The sequence below is a fragment of the Mycolicibacterium parafortuitum genome (assembly GCF_002086815.1).
GTDB classification, from domain to species: Bacteria; Actinomycetota; Actinomycetes; order Mycobacteriales; family Mycobacteriaceae; genus Mycobacterium; species Mycobacterium parafortuitum.
In genome coordinates this window covers 66,791-92,717 of sequence record NZ_MVID01000013.1, presented here as the reverse complement: position 1 = coordinate 92,717, position 25,927 = coordinate 66,791, and the positions used below count along the sequence as shown (strand labels likewise).

Genomic DNA, 25,927 nt, shown 5'->3' with positions numbered 1-25,927 from the left:
GCACGTCGGCGATTCTGGCATGCCGCCCCGGCTACGTGGCGGGGTCCTTGTACGCGCGGATCGGGTCACTGCCAGGCGGGGTGAACAGCCCGCGTGTGATACCGACGCGAAATGTCCGCACGGCCACCAGGATCCACGTGCACAACAGGCCGACATAGGCGACCGCGGCGGCGTAACGGAACGCGGGCAGCGCGGTGTGCACCGCCAGTTGGGTGGTGCCGGTGACGAAGGTGCCGACCGGGAACGTCAGGCTCCACCAGGTCAGTGCGAACGGCATGCCGCGGCGCAGCGTGCGCACGGTCAGTGCGGTCGCCAGCCCGATCCACAGCACCGCGAAACCCCACACCGGCACGCCGTAGAGCACGGCGAACACCCGCATGCCGGCGGCCAGCTCGTCGTCGACGGCCAGCGCCGCGTCGGTGCCGAGAAGTCCGGCGACAGTGATGGATTGGCCCAGCGGCCCCAGGACGATCCACAGCGTCGGCACCCGAGCGGTCCCCGAGGTGCCGAAATGCGACAACCTGCTCCAGACCATCGTGATGATGATCAGCGACGCGACCAGCGACAGCCCGAACATCGCGTAGCAGCCGTAGAGCATGGTGGCCCGGCCCGTTCCCGGCGCCATGTGCGGGATGAGCAGACTGCCCGTCGCGGCCGCCACCATGGGCGGCACCACCGGCATCAGCCAGCCGCCGAACGCGGCGTCGGGTTCGACGCGGTACTGGGTGAACATCAGGTACGGAATGCTCATCGCGGTGAACAGGCCGCCGAGGGTGCCCGCGATCCACAGCATCCATGCCATGTCGACCGCGACCCGGGCGCCGACGAGGTCCTCGCCGACGATGAGCGCTCCCGACGCGACGGTCAGCAGCGCCATCGGCGCCGCCCCGTAGAAGTGCGCCATCGTCGGGTTGCGGACGTGGCTGCGCGCCACGGTCGGGTTGCGCAGCCAGTGCGCGATCATCGCCAGGATCAGCAGCACCAGCCACAGCGCCGAAGCGACCCACACCGCGAGCGCGAAGGCGCGCAATCCCGGCACATGCACCGGAAGGGATGCACCGGCGTTGGCGACGATGCCGGTGCCCATCACCGAGGCGAACCAGTTGGGTCCGAGGTAGCCGAGAATGCTGGGACGGTCGGCGGGGGCGGCGGTCACGCCGCTCAGTATGGCGAGGGCGAACGCGCGCAAAATGCCGCGGTCGGCGGCGTGTCGCTGGGCAGACATGCGCGCTCGCGGTCCGAGGGGTGGTTTTCCCCCGGGGGAATCTCAGGAAAACGCCGTGTCGCGCAGGCCCACATCTTCCTAGGTTTGAAGACATGTCCGCAGTAACCGAGACAGCCGCCGTGACCGCGCCGGTCGACGTGCAGCCGCACCCCGGGCCGACCCCACCCATGCCCCGCCGCGCCGCGATCGGCGTCGCCGCCAGCGCGTCGCTGCTCGTCGGCGGGGCGTTCGCGACGGTGTGGTTCTGGATCCCGTTGGCCATCATGATCGTCGGCATCTCGTCGATCCCGAGTGTCATCGGATTCCTGCTCGCCGCGGTGGTCTTCATCTACCTGATGCGCGGCGTCGACTACGTGGAGCGGGTGCGCAGCGAAGCGGTGTTCGGCATGGGCATCGGCATCCCCGCGCGCCGGCTGTCGCACTACACCGGATTTCAGCGCTGGGCCCATCAGCAGTGGCTCGACATCAGCAGTGCCCGGTTCTGGAAGGGCGTGGCCCACCACTACCTGCGGATGATCTACGACGCACTGATCACGGCGCTGGCCGTCGGCCTCGTGGTGTTCGCGTTCCTCGCGCCCGCGGCGGCGATCGCGATCGGCAACAGCGACCCCGACGCGGGGCTCTCGTTCCTGCCGACCCCGCTGGCCTGGATCCTCGCCGTGGTGGCGCTGCCGGCCGCGGTCGCCCTCGTGGTGTTCGCGCCCGTCCTCGACGCGACGATCGACCGCTGGCTGCTGTCCCCATCGCCGACCGCGGCGCTGCAGCAGGAGGTCAGCGCGCTCGCCGACGCCCGCCAGGGCGCGGTCACCTCAGCCCAGACCGAACGGCACCGCATCGAACGCGACCTGCACGACAGCGTGCAGCCGCGGCTGGTGTCGCTGGCGATGACCATCGGGCTGGCCCAGACCAAACTCGACTCCGACCTGCCCACGGCGAAGGCGCTGATCGCCGAGGCCCACGACGACGCCAAGAACGCTCTGGTCGAGCTGCGCAACGTGGTCCGCGGGATCGCGCCGACGATCCTGTCCGACCGCGGACTCGACGCGGCGCTGTCGTCGGTGGTCCAGCGCACCACACACTCCGGGATCCCGACCACGCTGAGCGTGCACCTGCCCTACCGGCTGCCCGATGAGGTCGAGGCATGCGCGTACTTCGTCGTGGCCGAGGCGCTGACCAACGTCAGCCGCCACTCCGGGGCGTCACACGCGGCCGTCACAGTGCGCCTCGACGAGGCGACGCAGGAACTGCACGTGTCGGTGTTCGACGACGGGTGCGGCGGCGCGCAGGTGGTCGACGGGGACAGCGGCCTGGACGCCACCGGCCTGCGCGGCCTCGACGAGCGGGTGCGCGCCGCGCGGGGGACGTTCACCGTGTCCAGCCCGGTCACCGGACCCACCATCATCACGGCGGTGCTGCCATGCGCATCGTGATCGCCGAGGATTCGGCGCTGCTGCGCGCAGGCATCGAGCGGATCCTGACCGACTCCGGGCACGAGGTCGTCGCCGGGGTGTCCGATGCGACGAACCTGCTGCGGCTGGTCAACGACACCCGCCCCGATCTCGCGATCCTGGACGTGCGGATGCCGCCGACGTTCACCGACGAGGGCATCCGGGCTGCGGCGCTTCTGCGCAGCCAAAACCCCGAGTCCCCGGTGCTGGTGCTCTCGCACTACGTCGAAGAGCGCTACGCCGCCGATCTGATCGCCTCGGACACAAAGGGATTCGGATACCTGCTCAAGGACCGCGTGGCCGACGTACCCGCGTTCCTCGACGCCGTCGAAGTGGTCGGGTCCGGCGGTACCGTCCTCGACCCCGAGGTGGTCTCCCAGATCCTGGTCCGCTCGCACCGGCGCAACGTGCTCGACGCGCTGACCCCCAGGGAGAACGAGGTGCTGCAACTGATGGCCGAGGGAAAGACGAACTCGGCGATCGCGACCGCGCTGCACATGTCGGTCGGCTCGGCAGAAAAGCACATCGCCTCGATCTTCACGAAGTTGAACCTGGCCCCCGACGAGAGCGAGAACCGCCGCGTCCTGGCCGTCCTCCGCTATCTCGAATCCTGAAGCCCCGAAAGGATTTGTCGTGACCACGACCATCTCGATCCCCAGCGCACCGCCGCCGCCGCTGTCACCGGGGGGCCGATCCGCGATCCGCGTCCTGCTGATCATCGCCGCGTCGGTGCTTGTCATCGGCGTCGTCGTGTCGCTGACCGCGATGGCGTGGGGTATCAGCAATTTCCGCGTGGTCAAGGATTCGACGACGCTGCCGAACTCGCTGACCTCGGTGACCGTCGACACCGGTTCGGTGCCGGCCGTCGTGCGGATCACCGCCGACCGGGAGGCGCGCGAGCCCCGCGTCGACATGCGGATGGTGAATTCCGTACGGGCCGGCGCGGAGCCGCTGGCGGTCACCGCCGACGGCACCAGCGCGCGGATCACCATCGACGCCGAACCCTCGGAGTTCCTGCGGTGGGGCCGCGCCGGTGAGATCAACGTCGTGCTGCCTCCCGAACTGGCCCGCCGGGTGTCGGTGACGACCCGTCAGCAGACCGGAATGCTGTTCGCGCAGGCCGACATCGGCGAGCTCACGGCGCGCACGACCGACGGATCGATCGTGCTCGGCGGGGCGGCCAAGCGCGTCGACGTCGAGAACGAACACGGTGATGTGACCACCCGTGGTTCGATCGCGGTCACCGAATCGTTTCGCGCCGTAACCACCACGGGAGACATCAGCGTCGAGTTCTCCGCGCCGCCGGTCACCGTCGACGCGGAATCCGACCACGGCGACGTGGTGATCACCCTGCCCCCTCCGGGACCGTATTTCGTCGCCGCGACGACCGGGCGTGCCCGTGGTGCGACGGTCGTCGAGGTGCCACGGACCCAGGACCGGGGTGCGGCCGCCTCGGTGATCAACGGCCGCACCGAGACCGGCGACGTCGTCGTCACCGAAGCGGGCTAGCCGCGCTGCAGGATCCGGTCGGCTTCCCGGACACCGCTGAGATAGGCGCCGTGCACGGTGGCGAAGAACTCCGCGTGGGTCGCCTCGCCGGCGAAGGCCAGCCGGTCCCCGACCGGAGCCGCCAACGCCTCCTGGTCGTCGGGACCGGACCCGACGGCCAGGAAACTGTAGGAGCCGCGGGCGTAGGGGTCCTGCGCCCAGCGGGTCACCACCACCCCGGTCGGGGCGGGCCCTCCCAGCGCCGCGACAACCTCGTCGGCCGTCTTGGCGTCTGAATCCTGTTCGCGGACAAGCGCGTTGGCGCCGCCGCGCAGCCCGATCAGCACCGGCACGTCAGTGAAGCGCAGCCCGTTGACCAGATCAGAGACAGGCCGGTCCCGCCCCGCGAGCCCGATCATGTCCGAGTGCGCGTCGAAGCGGCCGGTCCAGAACGGTTCGTCGAAGCGCAACACCACCTTGTCGAGGAGCCCGAACCCAAGACGCGCGATCGCGTCGCGTTTGGCGTCGGGCAGCGGCGGGTCGAACGTGATGGTGCCGGCCTTGAGGACACCGAGCGGGACGGTGACGATCACCCGGTCGGCGGTGATGGTCTCGCGCGCGGTCTCGACGGTGACGCCGGCCTCGTGATGACCGATGCGGGTGACCTCGGTGCCGAGCCGGATCGTCAAACCTTGTGCCAGGTGGTCGACCAACTGCCGGTAGCCACCCGGCAGCAACAGGTCCGGCCCCTCGAACTCTCCTTCGTGGCCGAACCACCGCAGCGACAACTCGCCGGGGTCGGCGGCGTACTCGGCGCCGACCCCGCCCGCCACACACCACTGCATCAGCGGATCCGTCAGGTCCGCACCGGTGCGGGCCAGCGCTCCGGCCAGAGATTCGTCCGGGCCCGCGCGCTCGGTCATCTCCTCGACGTCGTCGAGCACCCTGTCCCATTCGCGCAGCACGGCGGCCACCGCATCCGCGCCGACGGCGGCGCCGTCGTCGATCACCGTGGCGTCGTCGAAGTCCGTCTCGACGGTGCGTGCCCCCACCGTTTCGGCCAGTCCGGTCAGCGGGTTTCCGTCCGCACCGTGGATCCACGCCGCGCCGAGGTCGATCGGTAAGCCGAGCGAGGTATCGGTCCACGTCCGGCCGCCGATGCGCGCACGTGCCTCCAGCACCGTGACGGTCGCACCGTGGTCGGTGAGACGCCGAGCTGCGCTCAGCCCGGCCATCCCGGCGCCGACCACCACCACGTGTTCGCCGCGCGCGCCGGGCGCATCGTCACCGCACGCCGCGAACAGCGGCGCGCTCGCGATCGCCCCGATTCCCAGCGCGAACTGCCGCCGGCTCAACCCCGACATCAGCCGTCGCCGACGAGCGCGCCCATGATCTCGGCCACCGACCCGGTTCGGGCGTGCCGGAAACCGGTGCCCGCCCAGACATTCGTCGCACCGGGATCGCCGGCGCCCACCGACGCCTTACGCACCGGGCTGGTCAGATAGTGCACCTCCGGATAGCCCAACGGCGCCAGGGCGTCGTACTCGTCGATGAACCGGTTCCGCAGGCCGCGTGCGTAGCGACCGGAGAACGCGCGTGTCACGACGGTCTCGGTGAACCGTGGGTCTTGTAGCGCCGCCCGGTGCACGGGGCTGCTGCCCGCCTCGTCGGCGAGCAGGAACGCGGTGCCCAACTGGGCAGCCACCGCACCGGCCTCCCGCACCCGGCTCAGATCGTCGGCCGTCATCAGTCCACCGGCGGCGACGACGGGAAGGTCGACGGCGGCGCGGATCGCGGCGAGCAGTTCCTCCAGCGGCTGCGTCGCCGGTGGCGCGGTCGGGTCGAAGGTGCCGCGGTGTCCACCGGCCGAGGGCCCCTGCGCGGCAAGCACATCGACGCCGATCTCGGCGGCCGCCCGGGCCTCGGCGACAGTGGTGACGGTGCCGACGGTGGTGATCCCCGCCGCGGTCAGCCGACGCCGTTCCTCGACGCTCGGCAGCCCGAAGGTGAACGACGCGACGGCGGGCCGCAGCTCGGCCAGCACGTCGAGCTTGGCGACCCAGTCGTCGTCGTCGAATCGCGGGTCCCCGAGGCTGACTCCGTAGCGCTTCGCTTCCGGCTCGAGAGTCTGCGCATAGGACCGGATTTCGTCGGGATCGGCAGCACTGGGCTGGGGGACAAAGAGATTCGCGCCGATGGGCCCGGAGGTCAGCGATTGTGCGGCCCGCAGCCGTTCGGCGAACGCGTCGGCGCTCAGGTATCCCGCCGCGACGAAACCGAGTCCGCCCGCATCGGATCCCGCCGCCGCCAACTCCGGCGTCGAGGGGCCGCCGGCCATCGGGGCGACGAGGACCGGTGCTTCGAGGTCGCGCAGATCGAACGCCACGTGGCTTTCGTACCACGTCCGCGCGGCGTTCTCGCCGGAACGACCGTCGTAGTCCCCGGACGGCTAGTTCATCGAGTGGCCGCGCGCCTCTTCCTGGTCGCGGTAGTCGTCGGCCATCGTGCGGACGTGCTGGGGCAGGCCGCCGGAGGCCACGTCCGCCAGGCTGGTCTGCTCGAGGACCGAGCGCATGCTGGCGCGCAGCGCCCGCCACACGTCGGTCAGCGCGGCGGTGGGCCCGGCGTACGGCAGGTCACCGAGCCCGATGTCGCGCACGCTGGCCAGCGGCCCGTCGATACAGCGCAGCACGTCGGCGATGCTGATGTCGTCGGCGGGTCTGGCCAGTTCGTAGCCGCCGTCGCGGCCACGGTGACTGCGGACGAGACGGTCGGTGCGCAGGTCGGACAGGATATCGACGAGGAACTGCGGCGGGATGCCCTGCGCCTTGGCCAGGTCGTCGGTTTTGACCAGGACACCGGCCTCGACGGTCGCCAGCTGGACCATGGCCCGGACGGCGTACTCCGCCTTGGCCGACATCCGCATGGCATAAGGCTAGCCGGACGACGATCAAGCGGCGACGAAGGAGCCGCGTTGAGGGGTCCGGCCATCAGGTCTAGCCGGGGATGTCCTTCTCGCCGGGCACCACCACGGCGAAGAGGTCGGCGACCGCCGCCAGACTCGCGCTGTGCACCGCGGCGGCAGGCACCTCACCCTCGACACCTGGCAGCGCGCGCGTCGCCGTCGCGGCGGCGACCACCGTCGGCGCATACCCGAGGTTGAACGCACCGCGCGCCGTCGAGTTCACACACATGTGCGTCATGAACCCGGCCAGCACCAGGTTCGACGCGTCGACGGATTTCAGGATCTCGTCGAGCTCGGTGTTGACGAACGAGTTCGGGTAGTTCTTCACCACGACCGATTCGCCGTCGCGCGGCGCGACCCGGTCGACGATCGCGCCGCTCTCCCCCGCGATGTCGTACAACGATCCGGGCCCGTCGTCGTGCTGGATGTGGATGACCGGGATCCCCGCGGTCCTGGCCCGATCGAGCAGGGCCGCGGCTTCGTCGAGTGCGGCCTGTACGCCCTCGAGTTCCATCACCCCACGGGTGTAGGTGTTCTGACAGTCGATCAGCACCAGCGCGGATTCGGCCAGGCTGACGGGGGCGAGCGGCAGACCGGCGAGGGCCCGCAGCGTTTGGCGGTCGGACATCCTCGCAGCCTACTGACGTGGCGTGGCCCGCGTCAGGACGTGGCGGCCATGTCGCTGCAGTCCAGCCAGACGCCGTCCTCGCGAACGAACGGCGTGGGGTCGGTCTGGGTCTTCGGCGCGTCGGTACCCGCCACCTGCGTGGTGGTCACGTCGGCGGTGGCCGTGTCACCGGTGATCTGGATGTTCTCGACGGAGTCGACCGTGATGGTGACGGATTCGGTCATGAGGTCGAGCATCGCCGCCTGATACGCGGGGACGTCGTACGCGACGATCGCCTGCGCGACGCGGTCCACCGTTTCCTTCGACGCGCCGCCGAACTCCTTGCCCAGCGAGTCGGACAGCTGTACGGGATCGATCGACGCGGCTTGTTCTTTGGTGCCGAACTGGGTGATCGGCGGCACCAGGAACTCGCCGGGGTTGTTGGCCTGCTCGCTGAACTTGGAGCATGTCAGCTCGGCGAGCGTATCCCAGTCGCCGTCGGAGAACGCGTCTGCCTGGGCCTGCACCAGATCGCGGATCTGCTGCTCGTCATCGGCAGCCGCGGCCGCCGAAGTGGACGGCGGTGCGGATTCCGACGCCGGCGAGGACGACGTGCTCTCGCTGGATTCTGAGCTGTCCGATCCGCCGCATCCCGCGAGCGCGAACGCGACGACGGTGGCGGCGGTGACTGCGTGGACGAGACGGGCCATGTGTTCCCCCCGGGTTGTGGCTAAGTGGGGTCACCATAAACCCGGCGGAGCGTCAGCGGGCCGTGACCGCCAAAACCGCTTCGGCGAGTTCGGGGCGGCACACGATGAGGTCTGGCAGTTTGGAATCGCGCTGGTTGTACACCAGCGGTGAGCCGTCGATACGCGAGGTGTGCAGGCCCGCGGCCCGTGCGACGGCCACCGGCGCCGCCGAATCCCACTCGTACTGGCCGCCGGCGTGCACGTACACATCCGAAAGCCCCTGCACGACAGACGCGACTTTCGCTCCCGCCGAACCCATTTCGACCAGCGTGCCGTTCAGCGCGTCCTTGACCTCCAGCGCGACCGCCGGCGGTCGGGTGCGCGACACCACCACCCGCGGCGCCTGCGGAGCCGGCGGTGGGGCGACGACGGTCGGGGTGGCCAGCGTGATCCCCTGCGCGGGAAGCGCGACGGCCCCGGCGATCAGCTCACCGGATTCCCACAGCGCCACGTGCACCGCCCAGTCGGTGCGACCGAGCTCGGAGAATTCCCGCGTCCCGTCGAGAGGGTCGACGATCCAGACCCGGCGCGCGGACAGTCGCACGGGGTCGTCCACACCCTCTTCGGACAGCACGGCGTCGTCGGGCCGCTCGGCCGCCAGCGCCTCCATCAGAAAGTCGTGGGAGCGCTTGTCCCCCGCGGCCTTCCGCTCCTCGGCTGTCGCGTCGGCGAGTTCGGACCGGACGTCGAGCAGCAGGGCGCCGGCCTCGGTGGCCAGCCGGCCCGCGAGCTCGTGATCGCTCGTCACGACTCGCGGCTTTCCAGCAGCTCGATCACCGCGTCGGCGTGTTCGGCGGGAGTGCGGTCCGGTGTCAGCCGCAGGTCCGGGTTCTTGGGCCGCTGGTACGGACTGTCGATCCCGGTGAAGTGGGTGATCTCGCCGGCGCGGGCCTTCGCGTAAAGCCCCTTCGGGTCCCGTCGTTCGCAGTCCTCCAACGGGGTGTCACAGAACACCTCGAAGAACTCCAGACCCTGCTCGGTGGCCACCTTTCGGGCCAGCGAGCGGTGTTCCTCCAGCGGGCTGATCGCGGGCACCAGCACCACCTGGCCGGCGTCGGCCAGGATCGCGGCGACGTGCGCGAGCCGGCGCTGGTTCTCCGCCCGATCAGCCATCGAGAAACCGAGATCGGCGTTCAGCCCGTGCCGCAGGTTGTCCCCGTCGAGAACGTAGGCCGGAACGCCCTTCTCGAGCAGTTTGCGCTCGACCAGCACCGCGACCGACGACTTGCCCGAGCCGGACAGCCCGGTGAACCACACGGTGCGGCCGCGCGACAGCCGGTCCTCGGCCGTGCACAGCGATTCGTGTTTGACGGTGTTCGGCGTGGACGTGCGTCCGGCGACATGCGGCAGGATCATGCCCGCCGCGATCGTGCCGTTGGTGTTCGGGTCGATCAGGATGAACGACCCGGTGGCCGAGTTGCGGCTGTACTCGTCGAGCAGCAGCGGCACCTGGCTGCGCAGCGAGATACGGCCCAGCTCATTGAGTTTGAGCGCGGTCGCCGACTTGTCGCGGTGCAGGGTGTTGACGTCGAGGCGGTAGTCCAGATCGGTCACCCGCACCCGCGTGGTGCGGGTGGTGTGCTTGATCAGGTAGTCGCGCCCCGGTTCGAGCGCCTCGTCGTCGGCCATCCAGCACACCGTCGCGTCGAACTCCTGGGCGATCCGCGGCTGATTGTTCGGCCGGGCGAGCATGTCGCCGCGCGAGATGTCGATGTCGTCGGCCAGGCTGACCGATACCGCCATCGGCGGGAACGCTTCCTGCACAGGCCCACTCGGGCCCTCGATCTCGGTGATACGTGACGACTTCCCGCTGGGGAGCACGACGATCTCGTCACCGGGACGCATCACACCGCTGGCGACGGTGCCCGCGTAGCTGCGGTGGTCGGCGTGCTCGCGGGTCTGCGGCCGGATCACGTACTGCACCGGGAACCGGACGTCGACGAGGTTGCGGTCGCCGGCGATGTAGACCTCTTCGAGGTGCGCCAGCAGCGACGGCCCTTCGTACCACGGGGTCACGTCGGACTTGGTGACGACGTTGTCGCCGTTGAGCGCCGACAGCGGGATGGTCGTGACATCGTGCACGTCCAGCCGCGCCGCGAAATCGTGGAAGTCGTCGCGGATCTTCTCGAAACGCTCTCGGTCCCAATCGATCAGGTCCATCTTGTTGACCGCCAGCACGATGTGCCGGATGCCGAGCAGCGAGGCGAGGAACGCGTGGCGGCGGGACTGCTCCAGCAGACCATGACGCGCGTCGACCAGCACGATCGCCAACTGCGCGGTCGAGGTGCCGGTGACCATGTTGCGGGTGTACTGGATGTGCCCGGGCGTGTCGGCGATGATGAACTTGCGCTTGGCCGTCGCGAAATAGCGGTACGCGACGTCAATCGTGATGCCCTGTTCGCGTTCGGCACGCAGCCCGTCGGTGACCAGGGCGAGGTCGGTGTAGTCGTTGCCGCGTTCCTTCGAGGTGCGCTCGACGGCTTCCAGCTGATCCTCCATCACGGCCTTGCTGTCGTAGAGCAGCCGGCCGATCAGGGTGGACTTGCCGTCGTCGACCGAACCCGCGGTCGCGATACGCAGCAGCGTGGTGGACGAACTCATCAGAATTGCCCCTTCTTCGCGCGAGCGCTCATCAGAAATACCCCTCGCGCTTGCGATCTTCCATGCCTGCTTCCGAGATCCGGTCATCGGCGCGGGTCGCGCCGCGCTCGGTCAGCCGGGAGATCGCCGTCTCGGCGATGACCTCGGAAACCGTTGCAGCGGTGGACTCCACGCATCCCGTGCACGTCACGTCGCCGACGGTGCGGAACCGCACCGTCTTCTCGATAATCGTCTCCTCCTTGCGGGGCTGCAGATACCGGTGCACGGCGAGCAGCATCCCGTCGCGCTCGAAGACCTTGCGCTGGTGTGCGTAGTAGATCGAGGGCAACTTGATCTTCTCGGCGCCGATGTAGGACCAGATGTCGAATTCGGTCCAGTTCGACAGCGGGAACGCGCGGATGTGCTCACCCTTACGGTGCCTGCCGTTGTACAGGTTCCACAGTTCGGGGCGCTGGTTCTTCGGATCCCACTGACCGAACTCGTCGCGGAAGCTGAAGACGCGCTCCTTGGCGCGGGCCTTCTCCTCGTCGCGGCGGGCACCGCCGAAGGCCGCGTCGAACTTGTTCTCCCGGATCGCACGCAGCAGCGTGAACGTCTGCATCGGGTTACGCGACGGAATGGTCTCGACGACCCTGCCGGCGTCGATGTCGTCCTGCACCTTCGCCACCACCAGGCGCACCCCGGACTCGGCGACCAGTTCGTCGCGAGCCTGCAGCACCTCGTCGAAGTTGTGGCCGGTGTCGACGTGCATCACCGGGAACGGCAACCGGCCCGGCCGGAACGCCTTGATCGCCAGGTGCAGCATCACGATGGAGTCCTTGCCACCCGAGAACAGCAGCACCGGCCGCTCGAACTCCGCGGCCACCTCCCTGATGATGTGGATCGCCTCGGCCTCCAGCGCGCGGAGGTGGCTCAACTCGTACCGGCCCGCATTCTGCGCAAGCTCGTCGGTCGCCGTCATGGATACCTCGTAAAGTTGGTAGATTTGACCATATTTATTGCCTTAATCGGGTATTAGATACCCGGGCGGCATTCCGTGTCAACGCCCCGGAGTGTGGTCTGGTGCCGTTGCTTCGCGAGCGTGCGTGTCTGTCCGCGACGCGCCGCGCGATTTCGGCAGGTTACGCACGCTCGGGCCGTCACGACGGCGCGCTTTCGGTCATTACTCCGGCAACCATCCCGGCGAGAGCCACTCCCAGCTTCTCCCCCAGCCCCGGTCGCCGCGACGACGATAGCGACCTCCAAGATCGGCCGACGCGCGCTCGCAGGTGACGAACGCGCGTCAGGTGCCGAAAAGCCGCGGCGCGTCGGGTGCAAACCCGCGCGCTCGCGGAGCAAGGCGCGCGGCCCTAGAGGGTGACCTCGTTGAGCAGGCCGGTCGCTACGTCGAAGATGAAGCCGCGCAACGACTCGTGCTTGGTGACGAACGGGCTGGCCTCGACACGGCGCAGTGACTGCCGCACGTCCTCCTCCAGATCCGGGAACGACTCGGCGGCCCATTCGGGCTTCAGCCCCGTCTCATCCTGGATGTCGCGCTTGAACGCATCGTCGGTGAAGGTCAGCATTCCGCAGTCGGTGTGGTGGATCAGGATGATCTCTTTGGTGCCGAGCAGCCGCTGACTGATGGCCAGCGAGCGGATCTCGTCGTCGGTGATCACGCCGCCGGCGTTGCGGATGACGTGCGCCTCACCGTCGTTCAGGCCGAGGACCCGGTAGACGTCCAACCGGGCGTCCATGCACGCCACGACGGCGACGTGCTTGCTCGGCGGCAGCGGCAACGGGCCCGAGAACCTCTCGGCGTACTTCTTGTTGTTCTGTAGGTACTCGTCCGTCACAGTCATGTCGCGCAAGCTAGCAGCACGACGGCCCGACGTCACGGGTCAGAATCAGCGAGATCTACACCGGCGAAACTGAAGTTGTTCTTGAATCTGCGACCGACTATCGAAAACTACTTCAGATTTACGCATGTCCGCTGTCCGCACTCGGGGGCTTCCGGATCGACTTCCGCCGCCGCCACCACACGTGGATTGCCCCAGTCGGCGGCACACGCAAGTAAACCGAACGCCCCCACGCACGCACGCACGGACGCACGGACGCACGGACGCACGGACGCACGGACGCACGGACGCACGGACGCACGGACGCACGGACGCACGGACGCACGGAGATTGTTTCGCCATTCGAGAATGTCGCGACGGTGTGGTGAGCTTGGCGCTTTTGCAAGCGCCACACTTTCGGGGTTTCAACATCCTCGGGGTATTGACCCGACAAAATCATCCCTTCGTACTACGGCACATTCGACCGCTTCAATCGCAAAACTGCTACGCTCCCGCCAGTCAGCGTCACGAACTAATTACCCTCAGCAACAACACTTGTCGAGAAATTACACAAAGCAATCAGAAGGTTGCGACGTCAAATATCGATGTCGTAATTTCTGAGCCCTCCGCATTAAAGGAGCGTTACGTGGCGGCGAAGAGTCCAAGGAATCCTGAGTCGAAAGGCCGGCGAGCTAGGTCTGGAAATCGAGGGGCCCGATGCATCGATTGGTTACGGATCGGGACGTTCGGCGCGGGCCTCGGCGCGGCAATCATTACCGGACACGGAGTCGCGAGCGCCGCCCCTGATGACACATCAACTGCACACGGTGTCGGTAGAAGCACCACGGCCAGCATGGGTACCGACCGCCCGTCCCAGACGGGAAGTGAACGGTCCCGTGAGGACGTCGCAACGAAGCGCAGACCCTCCGCGCTCTCTCGTAGCGCCGGCGAGTCATCCGGGTCCGACGACGATGCCAATCGTGGCGATGACGACGGATCGAGTACTGACGGCCCGTTCGGCAAGCAGAGGGACGCATCACGCGACCGCGCGAATGACGACAATCCCGCTCTGGACTTGAAAACCTCCGCAGCACCCACCGGATTGGTCCGATCCGCGGATCAAGGTGATGTCACGACAGACGAAGACTCTGACGCCTTCAACTCCCCCGATACAGAGATCCGAAGGTCGAGCGACATCGACGCCACGGCTGGCGCATACGTCGCCAGCGTCGACTCAACTCCAGTCGAACCCACAACACAAAGCGAGGCTGCACACCTCACAACCACCAGCACCGCCGCAACCGAAATCTCCACGGCAGCCGAAACTGTCACACTCCCACCGACAGAAGTGAGCGGTCCCGGCGCATCTGAACTCGCCTCAGCGGCTTTACTCGATGACAACGTGGCTTGGACGGACTTGGGTCCGATATCGAATGGTCTCGTGCCCCCCACGACGCCGGCAAATAACGTCCTAGAAGCCCTGTGGTTGACGCTCCGGCAAACAGACCGGCGGCTACATGTTCGCCCGAATTCTCGCGCCGGAACCGCTATCGATCATGACCCGTCGAGCGCAGGTTCTCGGCGGATCGAATCCGTGACCGACGAAACCGCATCGGGTCCGGCCGTTGAGCCCGCGAGTCATTACTTCGCAGTGCAGGCGAAGGCGACTGTTCCGCTACCAACGGCCGCGTCAGTCGAGGCGAAAGCCCTGCTGGATGCCGGAGGGATACTGACCAAGCTCGTAAAGACCGTTATCGACGTAGTAACCAATATCGTCCTGGCCCCCGTCAGGATATTTAACTTCATCCTTGATGCGGTGATCAGCCTGCTAGGAGGCTCCGCGTCACCTGATCCCGGCCCCGATCCTGCACCTGATCCCACCCCCGTCGATCCTGAACCGAGTCCGAACTACTTAACGAATCCGAAGCTGATAGCCACGATTCCGGGATTGAGTGACGGCTACGAGCGTGATGACCCGGTGGTGGTACTCACCGACACCCGCGGTTACAAGATCTACACGCTGAACAATGCGGTCACGCTCGCAGGGAGCCACTGGGTATCCGTCTCGCCGATCGACGCAGTGAACTTCACCGTTCAGGGCGCTCCCAACATTGCCTTCGATGCCGCCGCCGTTGCGATGCTTCGCGACAGCCAGGGCCGGGAGACCCTCTATCTCACTGATCCCTCGCGAGACATGGCTCTTATCGTCGCCCCCGAAAGTGGCAACGCCAGAGAACTGCAACTGCCACCCGGATCGACACCTGGCGATATCGTTGCGAGCCCGGACGGTAAGCGGGTCTACATCGCCAACCGCGGCTATCCCGATTTCGTTTCGCCCAGCATCGCCGTGATCGATCCCGGAAGCACCAACGTCAGCCAGATACCGCTCGAATTCAGGCCCGACAAGTTGTTTGTAACAGCAGACAGCAAGCGATTGGTCGCACTACACAGCAATGGGAGCATCGCCGTCATCGATACCGCTAGCCGACAGGTCTCCAAAATCTTGCAAGGCCCTTCTGTGGGATTGTGGGATCGAGTCGTGATGAGTGGCAACGGCAGACTCTACTTCACGTCGATCAGCGAGCTGGGCGTGGTCGACACTGTCGATACAAGTTCCGGTAGCTCCAGCAAAATAACGCTCCCATCTGGAAGCTTTCAGATATCGCTTCTAGCACTCAGCCCCAAGGGAGACCGTCTGTTCACCTATGCAATGGATGGAACTCTCTCTGTCATAGACACTGCTTCGCGGAAAGTTCTCGGCAGTGATCGGACTCCTGGCAGCGTTGACTGGGCTCTTGGCGGCGCAATGATGCGCGGAAATCTCACGGTCAGCCCTGACGGTCGGCGCGTATACGTCCTGAGCCCCGGTGTCGGGCAGCCGCCCATCACCGGCGCTCTCGCTACCTTTGACGTCACCAAGAACAAGTTCATAGGCGAACCGTTGCCGGTCGGCCATTTGGCCACGAGTGTAGCCGTGAGCGCTGACAGCAGCAGAGTCTACGTGGCCTCGATGACCGCGGACGGTTCACACGCTGTTTACGTCATCGACTCGGGGAAGCCGTTGTTGCAAAAGGCAATTCAAGCGCCAGCTTCGACTGCTGACCTCTACAACAGGCTTCGCGACCTTACGGACTGGCCGCAAGGAAAGGACGGTGTGGCCATCGACGCGGTCAAGTCGAAGGCTGACGGTAAAATGAGGCTGATCGTGTATCTGGGCGGTACACAGCTGGATGAAGGCGCGACCCGGGGCACTCTGCGAAACGTCCCGTTGTACTTCGAAGGCGACGCCGATACCAGCGGAATCATCGAGAAGATCGACCGAGCCCTCAAGACCCTGCCTCAAGGCACCGAGATCATGCTCGTGGGGTTCAGCCAGGGCGGCATGGACGCTCAGGCTGTTGAATCGGATTGGAAGCATGGAGCGCACCGCGGCTCGGTAACCACGGTTGTCACGTTCGCTTCGCCGATGATTCTGCCGCCCGGCGCCAACGAAGATCACGTGATCTTCTTGCGTGAAGACAGCGACTCTGTGCCGATGCTGACAGACTGGTTAAATTTTCTGAATGTTCAGGACCACAACGGCAAGTGGCGACAGGCCGGGCAGGTCTTCGAGTTCGATTCAGGTATCGATTATCCGCTAATTGAGGATCCACTCGGATTGAAAGCACACGGAGACCGACGGACCTACTCCATGGTCGCCACGGCGTTCGACAAGTCAAAAGCTCCTGAGTACGCGGTGGTCAAAGCTGATCTCGCCAGGTTCAGAGGCGACATCGTCAACTATTGGCAGTACTGACACGTTCGGTCTCCGCGCACCGGAACGTACGTGAGCGTGCGCGAAAGCCCGCGTTTCCACGGCGTGTCGGGTGCCGACACGCACGCTCGCGCAGTCGAACTTCACCCCGCGCCGCCGGGCAGCCGGACCGTGAACTCCGTTGCGCCCTCGGCGCTGTGCAGCTCGATGCTGCCGCCGTGGGCGCGCACCACCGCCGCGACGATCGCCAGGCCGAGGCCGGTACTTCCGCCGCGGCGCGAGCGCGACGTGTCACCGCGGGCGAACCGTTCGAACACCTCGGGCTGCAGCGTGACCGGGATCCCCGGCCCGTCGTCACGCACGGTCAGCACCGCCTCACCGCCGGCCGACGACAGCGAGGTGGTGACCGTCGTCCCCGCCGGGGTGTGGATACGCGCGTTGGCGAGCAGGTTGGCCAGCACCTGGCGCAGGCGGGCCTCGTCGCCGGCGACGGTGACCGGCTCGTCGGGCAGGTCGAGCTCCCACACGTGGTCCGGGCCGGCGACGTGGGCGTCGCTGACCGCGTCGACGACCAGGCGGGTGAGGTCCACGGTTTCGCGCTCCAGTGGCCGTCCGGTGTCCAGGCGGGCCAGCAGGAGCATGTCCTCGACGAGCTGGGTCATGCGCTCGGTCTCGGACTGGACCCGGTTCATCGCGTGGGCGACATCGTCGGGCAGTTCGGCCTGTTTGCGTTGCGCCAGTTCGGTGTAACCGCGGATGGCGGCCAGCGGGGTGCGGAGTTCGTGGCTGGCATCGGCGACGAACTGCCGTACCCGGGTCTCGCTGGCGTGCCGTGCGGTCATTGCGCCGGCGATACGTTCCAGCATCCGATTCAGGGCCGACCCGAGCTGGCCGACCTCGGTCTGGGCGGCCTCGGGGTCGACCTTGACGATCGGATGCGGCAATCGCACCTCGCCACGATCCAACTCCAGGTCGGCCACCTGCTGGGCGGCGTCGGAAACCCTTGCCAGCGGGGCAAGTTGGCGCCGGACGATGACGACGCCCGCCGTTCCGGCCGCCGCGAGCGCGACCGCGGCGACGACACCGAAGATCACCGCCACCCGAACCAAGGTGTCGTCGACGTCGGAGGTCGGCAGCCCGGCGACCACGACCTCACCGGGTAGTCGGGTCGGGAACGCGACGACGCGGTAGCGGCCGAGCCCGTCGAGCTCGACGGTGTGCGGGCGCCTGTCGACGGCGACCTCGGCCAGTTGCCGTGCTGCGCCATCGGAGATCTCGGCGCGCGAGCCGTCGGCGGCGATCACGCCCGCGTCCTCGGTGCCGCCGTCGGCGACGACCGCACCGACGGTGCGGATGGCCTGTCCCGGAGCGTTGAGGAACGCCGGCCCCGGCCCCTCGTCGGCCATCATCATGCGTGGGCCGCGCCCCAGCGGCGGTGGTCCCGGCGGCCCGATCGGGGGACGCATCCCCGGCGGCCCCGGAAAGCCCATCCCCGGCGGCGGACCCATCTCGAAGATCACCGATGCCCGCCGCCCGGACTCGATCACCTGCTCGTCGAGTTGATTCATCAGGAAGCGTTGCAGCGCAAACTCGGTCGCGATACCGATGCCCGCGCACACCACCGCGAGCAGCAGCACCTGGGTGACGATCAGGCGGGTGCGCAGCGACCATCCACGTGGCGAACGCCAAGCGGTCAGCACCGTGCGCTCAGCGCGTCGGCTTGAGGACATACCCCGCACCGCGCAGCGTGTGGATCATCGGCTCGCGGCCGCTGTCGATCTTCTTCCGCAGATAGGACACATACAGTTCGACGATGTTGGACCGGCCACCGAAGTCGTAACTCCATACCCGGTCGAGGATCTGCGCCTTGCTCAGGACACGTTTGGCGTTGCGCATCATGAACCGCAACAACTCGAACTCCGTCGCGGTCAGGGTGATCACGTCACCGCCGCGGGTCACCTCGTGGCTGTCCTCGTCGAGCACCAGATCGCCGACGACGAGCTTGGCGCCGCCGGTGTCGGTGGCCACCCCGGTGCGGCGCAGCAGCGCGCGCAACCGCAGTACGACTTCCTCGATGCTGAACGGTTTGGTCACGTAGTCGTCGCCGCCCGCGGTCAGACCGGCGATGCGGTCCTCCACCGAGTCCTTCGCGGTGAGCAGCAGCAGCGGCAGACCCGGGATCTGCTCGCGCAGCCGGCGCAGCACGTCCAGTCCGCTCATGTCCGGCAGCATCACGTCGAGCACGACCACGTCGGGCGGGTTCTCCCGGGCCAGGGCGATCGCGGTGGCGCCGTCGCCGGCGGTGGAGATGTCCCAGCCCTCGTAGCGCAGCGCCATGGACACCAGCTCGGCCAGCACCGGTTCGTCGTCGACGACCAGCACGTGGATCGGGCTACCGTCGGCGCGGCGCATCACCACCCTCGCCGGGTCCTCGGGAGCACTGCGCGGACTGGCCACCACTCCATTATCGGCCCCGCCGCTAGGCGCCCCCTGTGCCGTTCCTATGCGCCGGCTGTGAGGGTCGCGGACCCGCCGATCGCGCGCCGCCGGGCTGTAGCCGCGCCGATCTCCTAACCTGAGGCGCATGCAGCCGGCAGTCGGATCCACCGCATGACACGGTTCCTCGTCCGCAGGCTGGTCAACTACGTCATCCTGCTGGGACTGGCCTCGCTCCTGACGTTCGCGCTGACCTCGGTGATGTTCGAACCGCTCGACTCGCTGCTGGAGCGCAACCCCCGCCCGCCGCAGGCCGTCATCGACGCCAAGGCCGACGAGCTGAACCTCAACGCGCCGATCCCGCTGCGCTACGCGGACTGGGTGGCCGGGGTGTTCCGCGGGGATTTCGGGACGACGGTCGGTGGGCAGCCGGTCAGCGACGAGCTGGGCCGCCGCATCGGGGTGAGCCTGCGGCTGGTGCTCATCGGGTCGGTCGTGGGCACTTTCCTCGGCGTGGTGGCCGGTGCGTGGGGCGCAGTGCGGCAGTACCGGCTCTCCGACCGCGTCATCACGACGCTGGCGCTGCTGATCCTGAGCACCCCGACGTTCGTGATCGCCAACCTGTTGATCCTCGGGGCATTGCAGGGCAACTCGATCCTGGGTGCGCAGGTCTTCGAATACACCGGTGAGACGTCGACGGACGCGGTCGGCGGCACGTGGAACCAGTTGATCGACCGGCTACAGCATCTGGTGCTCCCGACGTTCACGCTCGCGCTGGTCTCCATCGCCGGCTACAGCCGCTACCAGCGCAACGCGATGCTCGACGTGCTGAGCCAGGACTTCATCCGCACGGCGCGCGCCAAGGGCCTGACCCGGCGGCAGGCGCTGTTCAAGCACGGCCTGCGGACCGCGCTGATCCCGATGGCCACGTTGTTCGCCTACGGGGTGGGCGGGCTGTTCACCGGAGCGGTGTTCGTCGAGAAGATCTTCGGCTGGCATGGCATCGGCGAGTGGTTCGTGCAGGGCATCTCCACCCAGGACACCAACATCGTCGTCGCGATCACGGTGTTCACCGGTGCGACGGTGCTGCTGGCCGGGCTGCTGTCGGACGTGCTGTACGCGGCGCTGGATCCGCGGGTGCGGGTGTCATGACCGGGCCCGACGACACGCGCTCGCGCGAAGAGCAGGTGTCGCAGCACGAATTCGCCTCGCGCCGCACGCTGGTGTGGCGGCGCTTCCTTCGTAACCGGCCCGCGGTGGTGTCGCTGGTGATCCTGGTGGTGCTGTTCGTCGGATGCTACGCGCTGCCGCCGCTGCTGCCGTTCTCCCACACCGACCTCGACTACTACGCGCTACAGCAACCGCCGACCACGACGCACTGGTTCGGCACCAACGCGCTGGGTCAGGACATCCTGGCGCAGACGCTGCGCGGCATGCAGAAGTCGATGCTGATCGGGGTGTGCGTGGCGTTCCTGTCGACGGTGATCGCCGCGACGGCGGGCGCGATCGCCGGCTACTTCGGCGCGTGGCGCAGCACAGTGCTGATGTGGGTCGTCGACCTGCTTCTGGTGGTGCCCAGCTTCCTGCTCATCGCGATCGTGACCCCCCGCACCCGCGATTCCGGCACCATCCTGTGGCTGATCCTGCTGTTGTCGGCGTTCAGCTGGATGATCAGCGCCCGCATCGTGCGCGGCCTCACGCTGAGCCTGCGGGAGCGCGAATTCGTCACCGCGGCACGCTATATGGGCGTGAGCAATTGGCGGATCATCGTCCGGCACGTGATGCCCAACGTCGCGTCGATCCTGATCATCGACACCACGCTCAACGTCGGGCTGGCGGTGCTGGCCGAGACCAGCCTGAGCTTCCTCGGGTTCGGCGTGCAGCCACCGGACGTGTCGCTGGGCACCCTGATCGCCGACGGCACCCGGTCGGTGACGACGTTCCCGTGGGTGTTCCTGTTCCCGGCCGGGGTGCTGGTGCTGATCGTGTTCTGCGCCAATCTGGCCGGCGACGGGCTGCGCGACGCACTCGATCCCGGGGTGCGGCCGGCGCGCCGACGCAGGCGGGCCGCCGCATGAGCCTGCTCGAGGTGCGGGATCTGGCGGTGACGTTCCCGACGGACACCGAGACGGTGCCGGCCGTGCGCGGCCTGAGCTATCACGTGGACGCCGGTGAGGTCGTCGCGCTGGTCGGCGAGTCCGGCGCGGGCAAGTCGGCGGGCGCGATGGCCGTGGTCGGGTTGCTGCCCGAATACGCCGAGGTGTCCGGGTCGGTGCGGCTGGGCGGTGAGGAACTGCTCGGCCTGGACGACCGGCAGATGTCGCGGATCCGGGGCGCCCGGATCGGCACGGTGTTCCAGGACCCGATGTCGGCGCTGACGCCGGTGTACACCGTCGGCGACCAGATCGCCGAGGCCATCCGCATCCATCAGCGCGGCGTCGACGCCAAGGCGGCCCGCGCCCGCGCGATCGAACTGCTCGAGCTCGTCGGCATCGGGCAGCCGGCGCAGCGGGCCCGCGCCTTTCCGCACGAGCTCTCCGGCGGGGAACGCCAGCGGGTGGTCATCGCGATCGCGATCGCCAATGACCCCGACCTGCTGATCTGCGATGAGCCCACCACCGCGCTCGACGTCACGGTGCAGGCGCAGATCCTCGACGTGCTGCGCACCGCCCGCGACGCGACCGGTGCCGGGGTGCTGATCATCACCCACGACCTCGGGGTGGTCGCCGAGTTCGCCGATCGCGCACTGGTGATGTACGCCGGCCGCGCGGTCGAGACCGCGCCCGTCGCCGACCTCTACCGCGGCCGCCGGATGCCCTACACGGTCGGCCTGCTCGGTTCGGTGCCGCGCCTGGACGCCTCCCAGGGCACCCGACTGGTGCCGATCCCCGGCGCTCCGCCGTCGGTGAGCGCGCTGCCGCCCGGGTGTCCGTTCGCGCCGCGCTGCCCGCTGGCCGTCGCCGAATGCGGCGCCGCCGAACCGGAACTGGTCACCGTCGGCGCCGGCCACCAGGTCGCCTGCATCCGCCACGACGACGTCGCCGGCCGGTCCGCGGCGGAGATCTACGGCGTGTCGACCGCCCCGGCCGCGCACCCGCCGGCCGTCGACCCCGAGGTCGTGCTGCGGGTCACCGGGCTGTCGAAGACGTACCCGCTGACCAAGGGCGTGGTGTTCCGCCGTCGCATCGGCGAGGTCCGTGCCGTCGACGGCATCGATTTCGAACTGGACGCCGGCCGCACCCTCGGCATCGTCGGCGAGTCAGGGTCCGGCAAATCCACCACGCTGCACCAGATCCTGGAGCTGACCGCACCCGAGGCGGGCACGATCGAGGTGCTGGGCCACGACGTGGCGTCGCTGGACCGGGCCGGCCGGCGCGCGCTGCGCGGCGATCTGCAGGTGGTGTTCCAGGACCCGGTGGCCTCGCTCGACCCGCGGTTGCCGGTGTCCGATGTGCTCGCCGAACCGTTGCAGGCCAATGGTTTCGACAAGGCCGCGATGCGTGACCGGATCGGCGAGCTGTTGACCGTGGTCGGGCTGCGCCGCGAGGACGCCGGGCGCTATCCGGCGGAGTTCTCCGGCGGCCAGAAACAGCGCATCGGCATCGCCAGGGCGCTGGCGCTGCAACCGAGGATCCTGGCGCTCGACGAGCCGGTGTCGGCGCTGGACGTGTCGATCCAGGCCGGCATCATCAACCTGCTGCTCGACCTCCAGCAACGGTTCGGGCTGGCCTACCTGTTCGTCTCGCACGACCTGTCGGTGGTGCGGCACCTCGCCCACCGGGTCGCGGTGATGCACAAGGGGGCGATCGTCGAACAGGGCGACAGCGACTCGGTGTTCGAGAACCCGCAGCACGACTACACCCGCCGACTGCTGGACGCGGTGCCCCGCCCGCAGCCGGATCGCCGTTAGAGTCGGTGCGCATGACGGTCTTGAAGAGTGCGTTGGTGCGGCTGCTCGCGGGAGGAACGGTGGCCGCGCTGGTGCTCTCCGGATGCTCCAGCGCTGAGCAGGCGCCGCCGTCGGCCGGCGGCAGCTCCGAACTCGGCGCGACGGCCGACATCAACCCGCAGGACCCCGCGACGCTGCAGCAGGGCGGAACGCTGAGGCTGGCGCTGACCGGGTTCCCGACCAACTTCAACAATCTGCACATCGACGGCAACCTGGGCGAGGTCGGCCGCATGTACCGGCCGACGCTTCCGCGCGCGTTCTTCATCAAGCCCGACGGCGAGATGACCGTCAACACCGACTACTTCACCAGTGTGGAGCTGACCAGCGCCGACCCCCAGGTCGTCACGTACACGATCAACCCGAAGGCCGTCTGGAACAACGGCAGGCCCGTCACGTGGGAGGACCTGGCCGCGCAGATCAACGCGACCAGCGGCAAGGACGAGCGGTTCCTGTTCGCCGCCCCCAACGGCAGCGAGCGCGTCGCGTCGGTCACCAAGGGTGTCGACGACCGCCAGGCCGTGCTCACCTTCGCCAGTCACTACGCCGACTGGCGCGGCATGTTCGCCGGTAACGGCATGCTGTTCCCGAAGGAGATGACGCAGGACCCCGATGCGTTCAACAAGGGGTTCCTGAACGGCCCCGGCCCGTCGGCCGGACCGTTCGAGATCACCGCCATCGACCGCGGTGCCCAGCGAATCGTGTTGACCCGCAACCCGAAATGGTGGGGAACCCCGCCGCTGCTGGATTCGATGACCTACACCGTGCTCGACGACGCCGCGCTGATCCCGGCGCTGGAGAACAACGCGCTGGACTCCGTGGGGCTGGCGACACTCGACGATCTGGAGCGCGCCCGGCGGGCCAACGGCGTCTCGATCCGCCGCGCCCCCGCCCCGAACTGGTACCACCTCACGTTCAACGGCAGCGAGGGTGCGCCGCTGGCCGATCCCGCGCTGCGGACCGCGATCAGCAAGGGCCTCGACCGGCAGGCGATCGCGGCGGTCACCCAGCGTGGCCTCACCGACGCCCCCGCGGCGCTGAACAACCATATCTACCTGGCCGGCCAGGAGGGCTACCAGGACAACAGCATCGGGTTCGACCCCGAGGCCGCCAAGACCGAACTCGACGAGTTGGGCTGGAAACTCAACGGCCAGTTCCGGGAGAAGGACGGCAAGCGGCTCACCCTCCGTGACGTGTTCTACGACGGTGCGAGCACCCGCAGCGTGGCCCAGATCGCGCAGAACCAGCTCGCGCAGATCGGGGTCAACCTGGAGCTGGTACCCGCCGCCGGCGGCAGGTTGTTCAGTGACTTCATCACGCCGGGCAACTTCGATATCGCGCAATTCGCCTGGGGCGGCGACGCTTTCCCGCTGGGCAGCCTGAACCAGACGTACGCCTCAGGCGGTGAGAGCAACTACGGCAAGATCGGCAGCCCGGAGATCGACGCGAAGATCGAACAGACGCTCTCTGAGCTGGACGCGGCCAAGGCGCGCACCCTGGCCAACGAACTGGACAAGATGATCTGGGCGATCGGTCACAGCCTTCCGCTGTTCCAGGCACCCGGCAACGTCGCCGTGCGCAGCAATCTCGCCAACTACGGGCCGTCCGGGATCGGTGACCTGAACTTCTCGGCGATCGGCTTCATGAAGTAGGGCACTCCGTTTTCGGGGCCGCGCCGGGCACCGCCGATTCCACCCGGGCGGCCACTGCGATCGCACCGACCAGCAGCCGCATCGAGAGGTTGGCCGGCATGGTGTCCAATTCACCGCCGCGGGAGGGCAGTTCGGAGATGCGCCCGGCGCTGACGGCCTTGCAGATCTCCAGCGCCGCATGCTCACGGATGTCGAGGATGCTGTGGCCCGCGGTGGGCAGTTCGACGAGCACCGCGTCCGGGATCAGCTCGGCGACGCGGCGGGCGACGGCCGGCGGCGTGGTGAGGTCACGGCCGCCGGAGATCACCGCCGTCGGCCAGCTGAAGCCCGGCATCGCCGACGGAAGATCGTAGGGTTCGGCGACGAATTCGACGTCGCCGGTGGCCATTCCACGCAGCGCGACGGCAGGGTCCAGCGGCTCACCGTCGGGCACCGCGCCGTAGTTCAACTCGCGGAAGGCGATCCGTTCCACCAGGTCCGGCTCGTGGTGGAACGCGGTCCTGCGCTCGGTCACGAACTTGGTGACGGTCTCGGCGAGCTTCCAGAGCCGGTCGCGGCCGGCGAGCAGCAGGTCCAGCTGACGGCGCAGCGTCTCGGGGCCGGCGAGTTCGTACAGGCCGATCGTCAGCAGCAGTCCTTCGGAGGTCAGGCCGCCGCGGGCCACCAGTTGCCGGACCTTGGCCGCGACTCCCGGTCCCGCGGCGCCGTCCCACAGCACCCGCCGAACCTGGGCACGCACATCGACGATGTCGTCGGCCGACAGCAGCGGCGAGTCGAGCACCATCGACCGCACCCGGCCCGGGTGCCGCACACCGATCCCGGCGGCCAGGTAGGAGCCGTAGGACGCGCCGTACACGTCGGCGCGCTCGACCCCGGCGTCGTCGAGCACCGCGGCGACGTCGTCGACGACGGCGTCAACCGTCAGCGCGTCCGGGGGCAGGTCGGCGCCGGAGTCGTCGTGGCGGGACAGCCCGACACCGCGGTGTTCGACCATGATGACGTCGAGACCGGCGAGCGCGGCATGTCTGCGGAACGTCCGGTACAGCGCGATCGACGCCGCGCCGGGCCCGCCCGGGACGACGACCAGCGGATGAGCCGATTTGCGGCCTGTGCGCACGTAGTAGACGTCGAACGCGTCGTCCCCGCCGGGACGCACCGGCCTGCGGACCGGCCGCACCCCCGGCAGTGCCGCGAGCTTGGCGTGCACGCGGCGACGCCTGGCATTCATCGTCATCGCGC

At 68.1% G+C, this 25,927-nt stretch carries 21 protein-coding genes; 8 read left to right on the top strand and 13 right to left on the bottom strand.

Annotated features, from left to right (window positions below; translation table 11 throughout):
• Positions 1-31: 31 nt before the first annotated feature.
• On the bottom strand, positions 32-1,087 hold the full coding sequence (locus BST38_RS15645) for a TDT family transporter (RefSeq protein WP_237160814.1): 1,056 nt from the start codon (positions 1,085-1,087) through the stop codon (positions 32-34).
• A 230-nt stretch (positions 1,088-1,317) separates the two neighbouring features.
• On the opposite strand from BST38_RS15645, the gene BST38_RS15640 reads away from it, so the two are divergent.
• The 3 genes from BST38_RS15640 to BST38_RS15630 are packed head-to-tail and all read left to right on the top strand — an operon-like array spanning position 1,318 to position 4,182.
• Positions 1,318-2,655, top strand: coding sequence for a sensor histidine kinase (locus BST38_RS15640; protein WP_083144252.1), 1,338 nt, complete (start codon positions 1,318-1,320; stop codon positions 2,653-2,655).
• Positions 2,643-3,287, top strand: a complete 645-nt coding sequence (locus tag BST38_RS15635; RefSeq protein ID WP_083144251.1) for a response regulator transcription factor — start codon at positions 2,643-2,645, stop codon at positions 3,285-3,287. The genes BST38_RS15640 and BST38_RS15635 overlap by 13 nt, the downstream gene beginning before the upstream one ends.
• 19 nt (positions 3,288-3,306) lie before the next feature.
• Positions 3,307-4,182, top strand: a complete 876-nt coding sequence (locus tag BST38_RS15630) for a DUF4097 family beta strand repeat-containing protein (RefSeq protein WP_083144250.1) — start codon at positions 3,307-3,309, stop codon at positions 4,180-4,182.
• On the opposite strand, the gene BST38_RS15625 is transcribed toward BST38_RS15630, so the two are convergent.
• The 9 genes from BST38_RS15625 to BST38_RS15585 form a co-directional block, all read right to left on the bottom strand.
• Positions 4,179-5,525 carry a flavin monoamine oxidase family protein gene (locus tag BST38_RS15625; RefSeq protein WP_083144249.1) on the bottom strand — a complete coding sequence of 449 codons (1,347 nt, stop codon included), beginning with the start codon at positions 5,523-5,525 and terminating at the stop codon, positions 4,179-4,181. The two genes, BST38_RS15630 and BST38_RS15625, sit on opposite strands and share 4 nt — an antisense overlap.
• Positions 5,525-6,547 carry a nitronate monooxygenase gene (locus BST38_RS15620; protein ID WP_083144248.1) on the bottom strand — a complete coding sequence of 341 codons (1,023 nt, stop codon included), beginning with the start codon at positions 6,545-6,547 and terminating at the stop codon, positions 5,525-5,527. Before BST38_RS15620 ends, BST38_RS15625 begins: the two co-directional genes overlap by 1 nt.
• A 63-nt stretch (positions 6,548-6,610) precedes the next feature.
• Positions 6,611-7,087 (bottom strand): Rrf2 family transcriptional regulator, encoded by a 477-nt coding sequence (locus tag BST38_RS15615; protein WP_083144247.1) that lies wholly within the window; start codon positions 7,085-7,087, stop codon positions 6,611-6,613.
• A gap of 70 nt (positions 7,088-7,157) precedes the next feature.
• A complete protein-coding gene (locus tag BST38_RS15610; protein ID WP_083144246.1) occupies positions 7,158-7,754 on the bottom strand; it encodes an isochorismatase family protein in 597 nt (198 codons plus the stop codon).
• Positions 7,755-7,786: 32 nt separating this feature from the next.
• A complete protein-coding gene (locus BST38_RS15605; protein WP_083144245.1) occupies positions 7,787-8,443 on the bottom strand; it encodes a hypothetical protein in 657 nt (218 codons plus the stop codon).
• 52 nt (positions 8,444-8,495) lie between these two features.
• A complete protein-coding gene (locus tag BST38_RS15600) occupies positions 8,496-9,230 on the bottom strand; it encodes a 3'(2'),5'-bisphosphate nucleotidase CysQ (RefSeq protein WP_083144244.1) in 735 nt (244 codons plus the stop codon).
• Positions 9,227-11,170 (bottom strand): sulfate adenylyltransferase subunit CysN, encoded by a 1,944-nt coding sequence (gene cysN, locus BST38_RS15595; RefSeq protein ID WP_272818849.1) that lies wholly within the window; start codon positions 11,168-11,170, stop codon positions 9,227-9,229. Before cysN ends, BST38_RS15600 begins: the two co-directional genes overlap by 4 nt.
• Positions 11,115-12,044, bottom strand: coding sequence for a sulfate adenylyltransferase subunit CysD (gene cysD / locus BST38_RS15590; RefSeq protein WP_083144242.1), 930 nt, complete (start codon positions 12,042-12,044; stop codon positions 11,115-11,117). Before cysD ends, cysN begins: the two co-directional genes overlap by 56 nt.
• Before the next feature lie 388 nt (positions 12,045-12,432).
• On the bottom strand, positions 12,433-12,924 hold the full coding sequence (locus BST38_RS15585) for a beta-class carbonic anhydrase (RefSeq protein WP_083144241.1): 492 nt from the start codon (positions 12,922-12,924) through the stop codon (positions 12,433-12,435).
• A 1,570-nt stretch (positions 12,925-14,494) separates the two neighbouring features.
• Here BST38_RS15585 and BST38_RS15575 point away from each other — a divergent pair.
• Positions 14,495-16,696, top strand: coding sequence for a YncE family protein (locus BST38_RS15575; protein WP_133057242.1), 2,202 nt, complete (start codon positions 14,495-14,497; stop codon positions 16,694-16,696).
• Positions 16,697-16,797: 101 nt separating this feature from the next.
• Here the strand turns inward: BST38_RS15575 and BST38_RS15570 are convergent, their stop codons facing one another.
• Positions 16,798-18,384, bottom strand: a complete 1,587-nt coding sequence (locus BST38_RS15570) for a sensor histidine kinase (RefSeq protein WP_083144238.1) — start codon at positions 18,382-18,384, stop codon at positions 16,798-16,800.
• Complete coding sequence (locus BST38_RS15565; protein WP_083144294.1) at positions 18,362-19,066, bottom strand: response regulator transcription factor; 705 nt, start codon at positions 19,064-19,066, stop codon at positions 18,362-18,364. The genes BST38_RS15570 and BST38_RS15565 overlap by 23 nt, the downstream gene beginning before the upstream one ends.
• A 198-nt stretch (positions 19,067-19,264) precedes the next feature.
• Between BST38_RS15565 and BST38_RS15560 the strand changes: the two genes are divergently transcribed.
• Genes BST38_RS15560 through BST38_RS15545 form a run of 4 tightly spaced genes read left to right on the top strand, consistent with a single transcriptional unit; the run spans position 19,265 to position 24,688 of the window.
• Positions 19,265-20,242, top strand: a complete 978-nt coding sequence (locus tag BST38_RS15560; protein ID WP_083144237.1) for an oligopeptide ABC transporter permease OppB — start codon at positions 19,265-19,267, stop codon at positions 20,240-20,242.
• Positions 20,239-21,168 carry an oligopeptide ABC transporter permease OppC gene (locus BST38_RS15555; RefSeq protein ID WP_083144236.1) on the top strand — a complete coding sequence of 310 codons (930 nt, stop codon included), beginning with the start codon at positions 20,239-20,241 and terminating at the stop codon, positions 21,166-21,168. Before BST38_RS15560 ends, BST38_RS15555 begins: the two co-directional genes overlap by 4 nt.
• Positions 21,165-23,000, top strand: coding sequence for an oligopeptide ABC transporter ATP-binding protein OppD (locus BST38_RS15550; protein WP_083144235.1), 1,836 nt, complete (start codon positions 21,165-21,167; stop codon positions 22,998-23,000). The genes BST38_RS15555 and BST38_RS15550 overlap by 4 nt, the downstream gene beginning before the upstream one ends.
• Before the next feature lie 11 nt (positions 23,001-23,011).
• Positions 23,012-24,688: an oligopeptide ABC transporter substrate-binding protein OppA gene (locus tag BST38_RS15545; RefSeq protein ID WP_083144234.1), complete on the top strand. Its 1,677-nt coding sequence runs from the start codon at positions 23,012-23,014 to the stop codon at positions 24,686-24,688.
• Here the strand turns inward: BST38_RS15545 and BST38_RS15540 are convergent.
• Entirely contained in the window at positions 24,678-25,922 is a 1,245-nt protein-coding gene (locus tag BST38_RS15540) for an alpha/beta fold hydrolase (protein WP_083144293.1), read from the bottom strand. The genes BST38_RS15545 and BST38_RS15540 overlap by 11 nt on opposite strands.
• Positions 25,923-25,927 lie beyond the last annotated feature (5 nt).

Bases quoted from the DNA above. Each gene is read 5' to 3' on its own strand.
- BST38_RS15645 (WP_237160814.1), bottom strand. From the start codon at position 1,087: ATGGGCACCGGCATCGTCGCCAACGCCGGTGCATCCCTTCCGGTGCAT.
- BST38_RS15640 (WP_083144252.1), top strand. From the start codon at position 1,318: ATGTCCGCAGTAACCGAGACAGCCGCCGTGACCGCGCCGGTCGACGTG.
- BST38_RS15635 (WP_083144251.1), top strand. From the start codon at position 2,643: ATGCGCATCGTGATCGCCGAGGATTCGGCGCTGCTGCGCGCAGGCATC.
- BST38_RS15625 (WP_083144249.1), bottom strand. From the start codon at position 5,525: ATGTCGGGGTTGAGCCGGCGGCAGTTCGCGCTGGGAATCGGGGCGATC.
- BST38_RS15615 (WP_083144247.1), bottom strand. From the start codon at position 7,087: ATGCGGATGTCGGCCAAGGCGGAGTACGCCGTCCGGGCCATGGTCCAG.
- BST38_RS15610 (WP_083144246.1), bottom strand. From the start codon at position 7,754: ATGTCCGACCGCCAAACGCTGCGGGCCCTCGCCGGTCTGCCGCTCGCC.
- BST38_RS15605 (WP_083144245.1), bottom strand. From the start codon at position 8,443: ATGGCCCGTCTCGTCCACGCAGTCACCGCCGCCACCGTCGTCGCGTTC.
- cysN (WP_272818849.1), bottom strand. From the start codon at position 11,170: ATGACCGGATCTCGGAAGCAGGCATGGAAGATCGCAAGCGCGAGGGGT.
- cysD (WP_083144242.1), bottom strand. From the start codon at position 12,044: ATGACGGCGACCGACGAGCTTGCGCAGAATGCGGGCCGGTACGAGTTG.
- BST38_RS15585 (WP_083144241.1), bottom strand. From the start codon at position 12,924: ATGACTGTGACGGACGAGTACCTACAGAACAACAAGAAGTACGCCGAG.
- BST38_RS15570 (WP_083144238.1), bottom strand. From the start codon at position 18,384: ATGTCCTCAAGCCGACGCGCTGAGCGCACGGTGCTGACCGCTTGGCGT.
- BST38_RS15565 (WP_083144294.1), bottom strand. From the start codon at position 19,066: ATGCGCCGCGCCGACGGTAGCCCGATCCACGTGCTGGTCGTCGACGAC.
- BST38_RS15560 (WP_083144237.1), top strand. From the start codon at position 19,265: ATGACACGGTTCCTCGTCCGCAGGCTGGTCAACTACGTCATCCTGCTG.
- BST38_RS15555 (WP_083144236.1), top strand. From the start codon at position 20,239: ATGACCGGGCCCGACGACACGCGCTCGCGCGAAGAGCAGGTGTCGCAG.
- BST38_RS15550 (WP_083144235.1), top strand. From the start codon at position 21,165: ATGAGCCTGCTCGAGGTGCGGGATCTGGCGGTGACGTTCCCGACGGAC.
- BST38_RS15545 (WP_083144234.1), top strand. From the start codon at position 23,012: ATGACGGTCTTGAAGAGTGCGTTGGTGCGGCTGCTCGCGGGAGGAACG.
- BST38_RS15540 (WP_083144293.1), bottom strand. From the start codon at position 25,922: ATGACGATGAATGCCAGGCGTCGCCGCGTGCACGCCAAGCTCGCGGCA.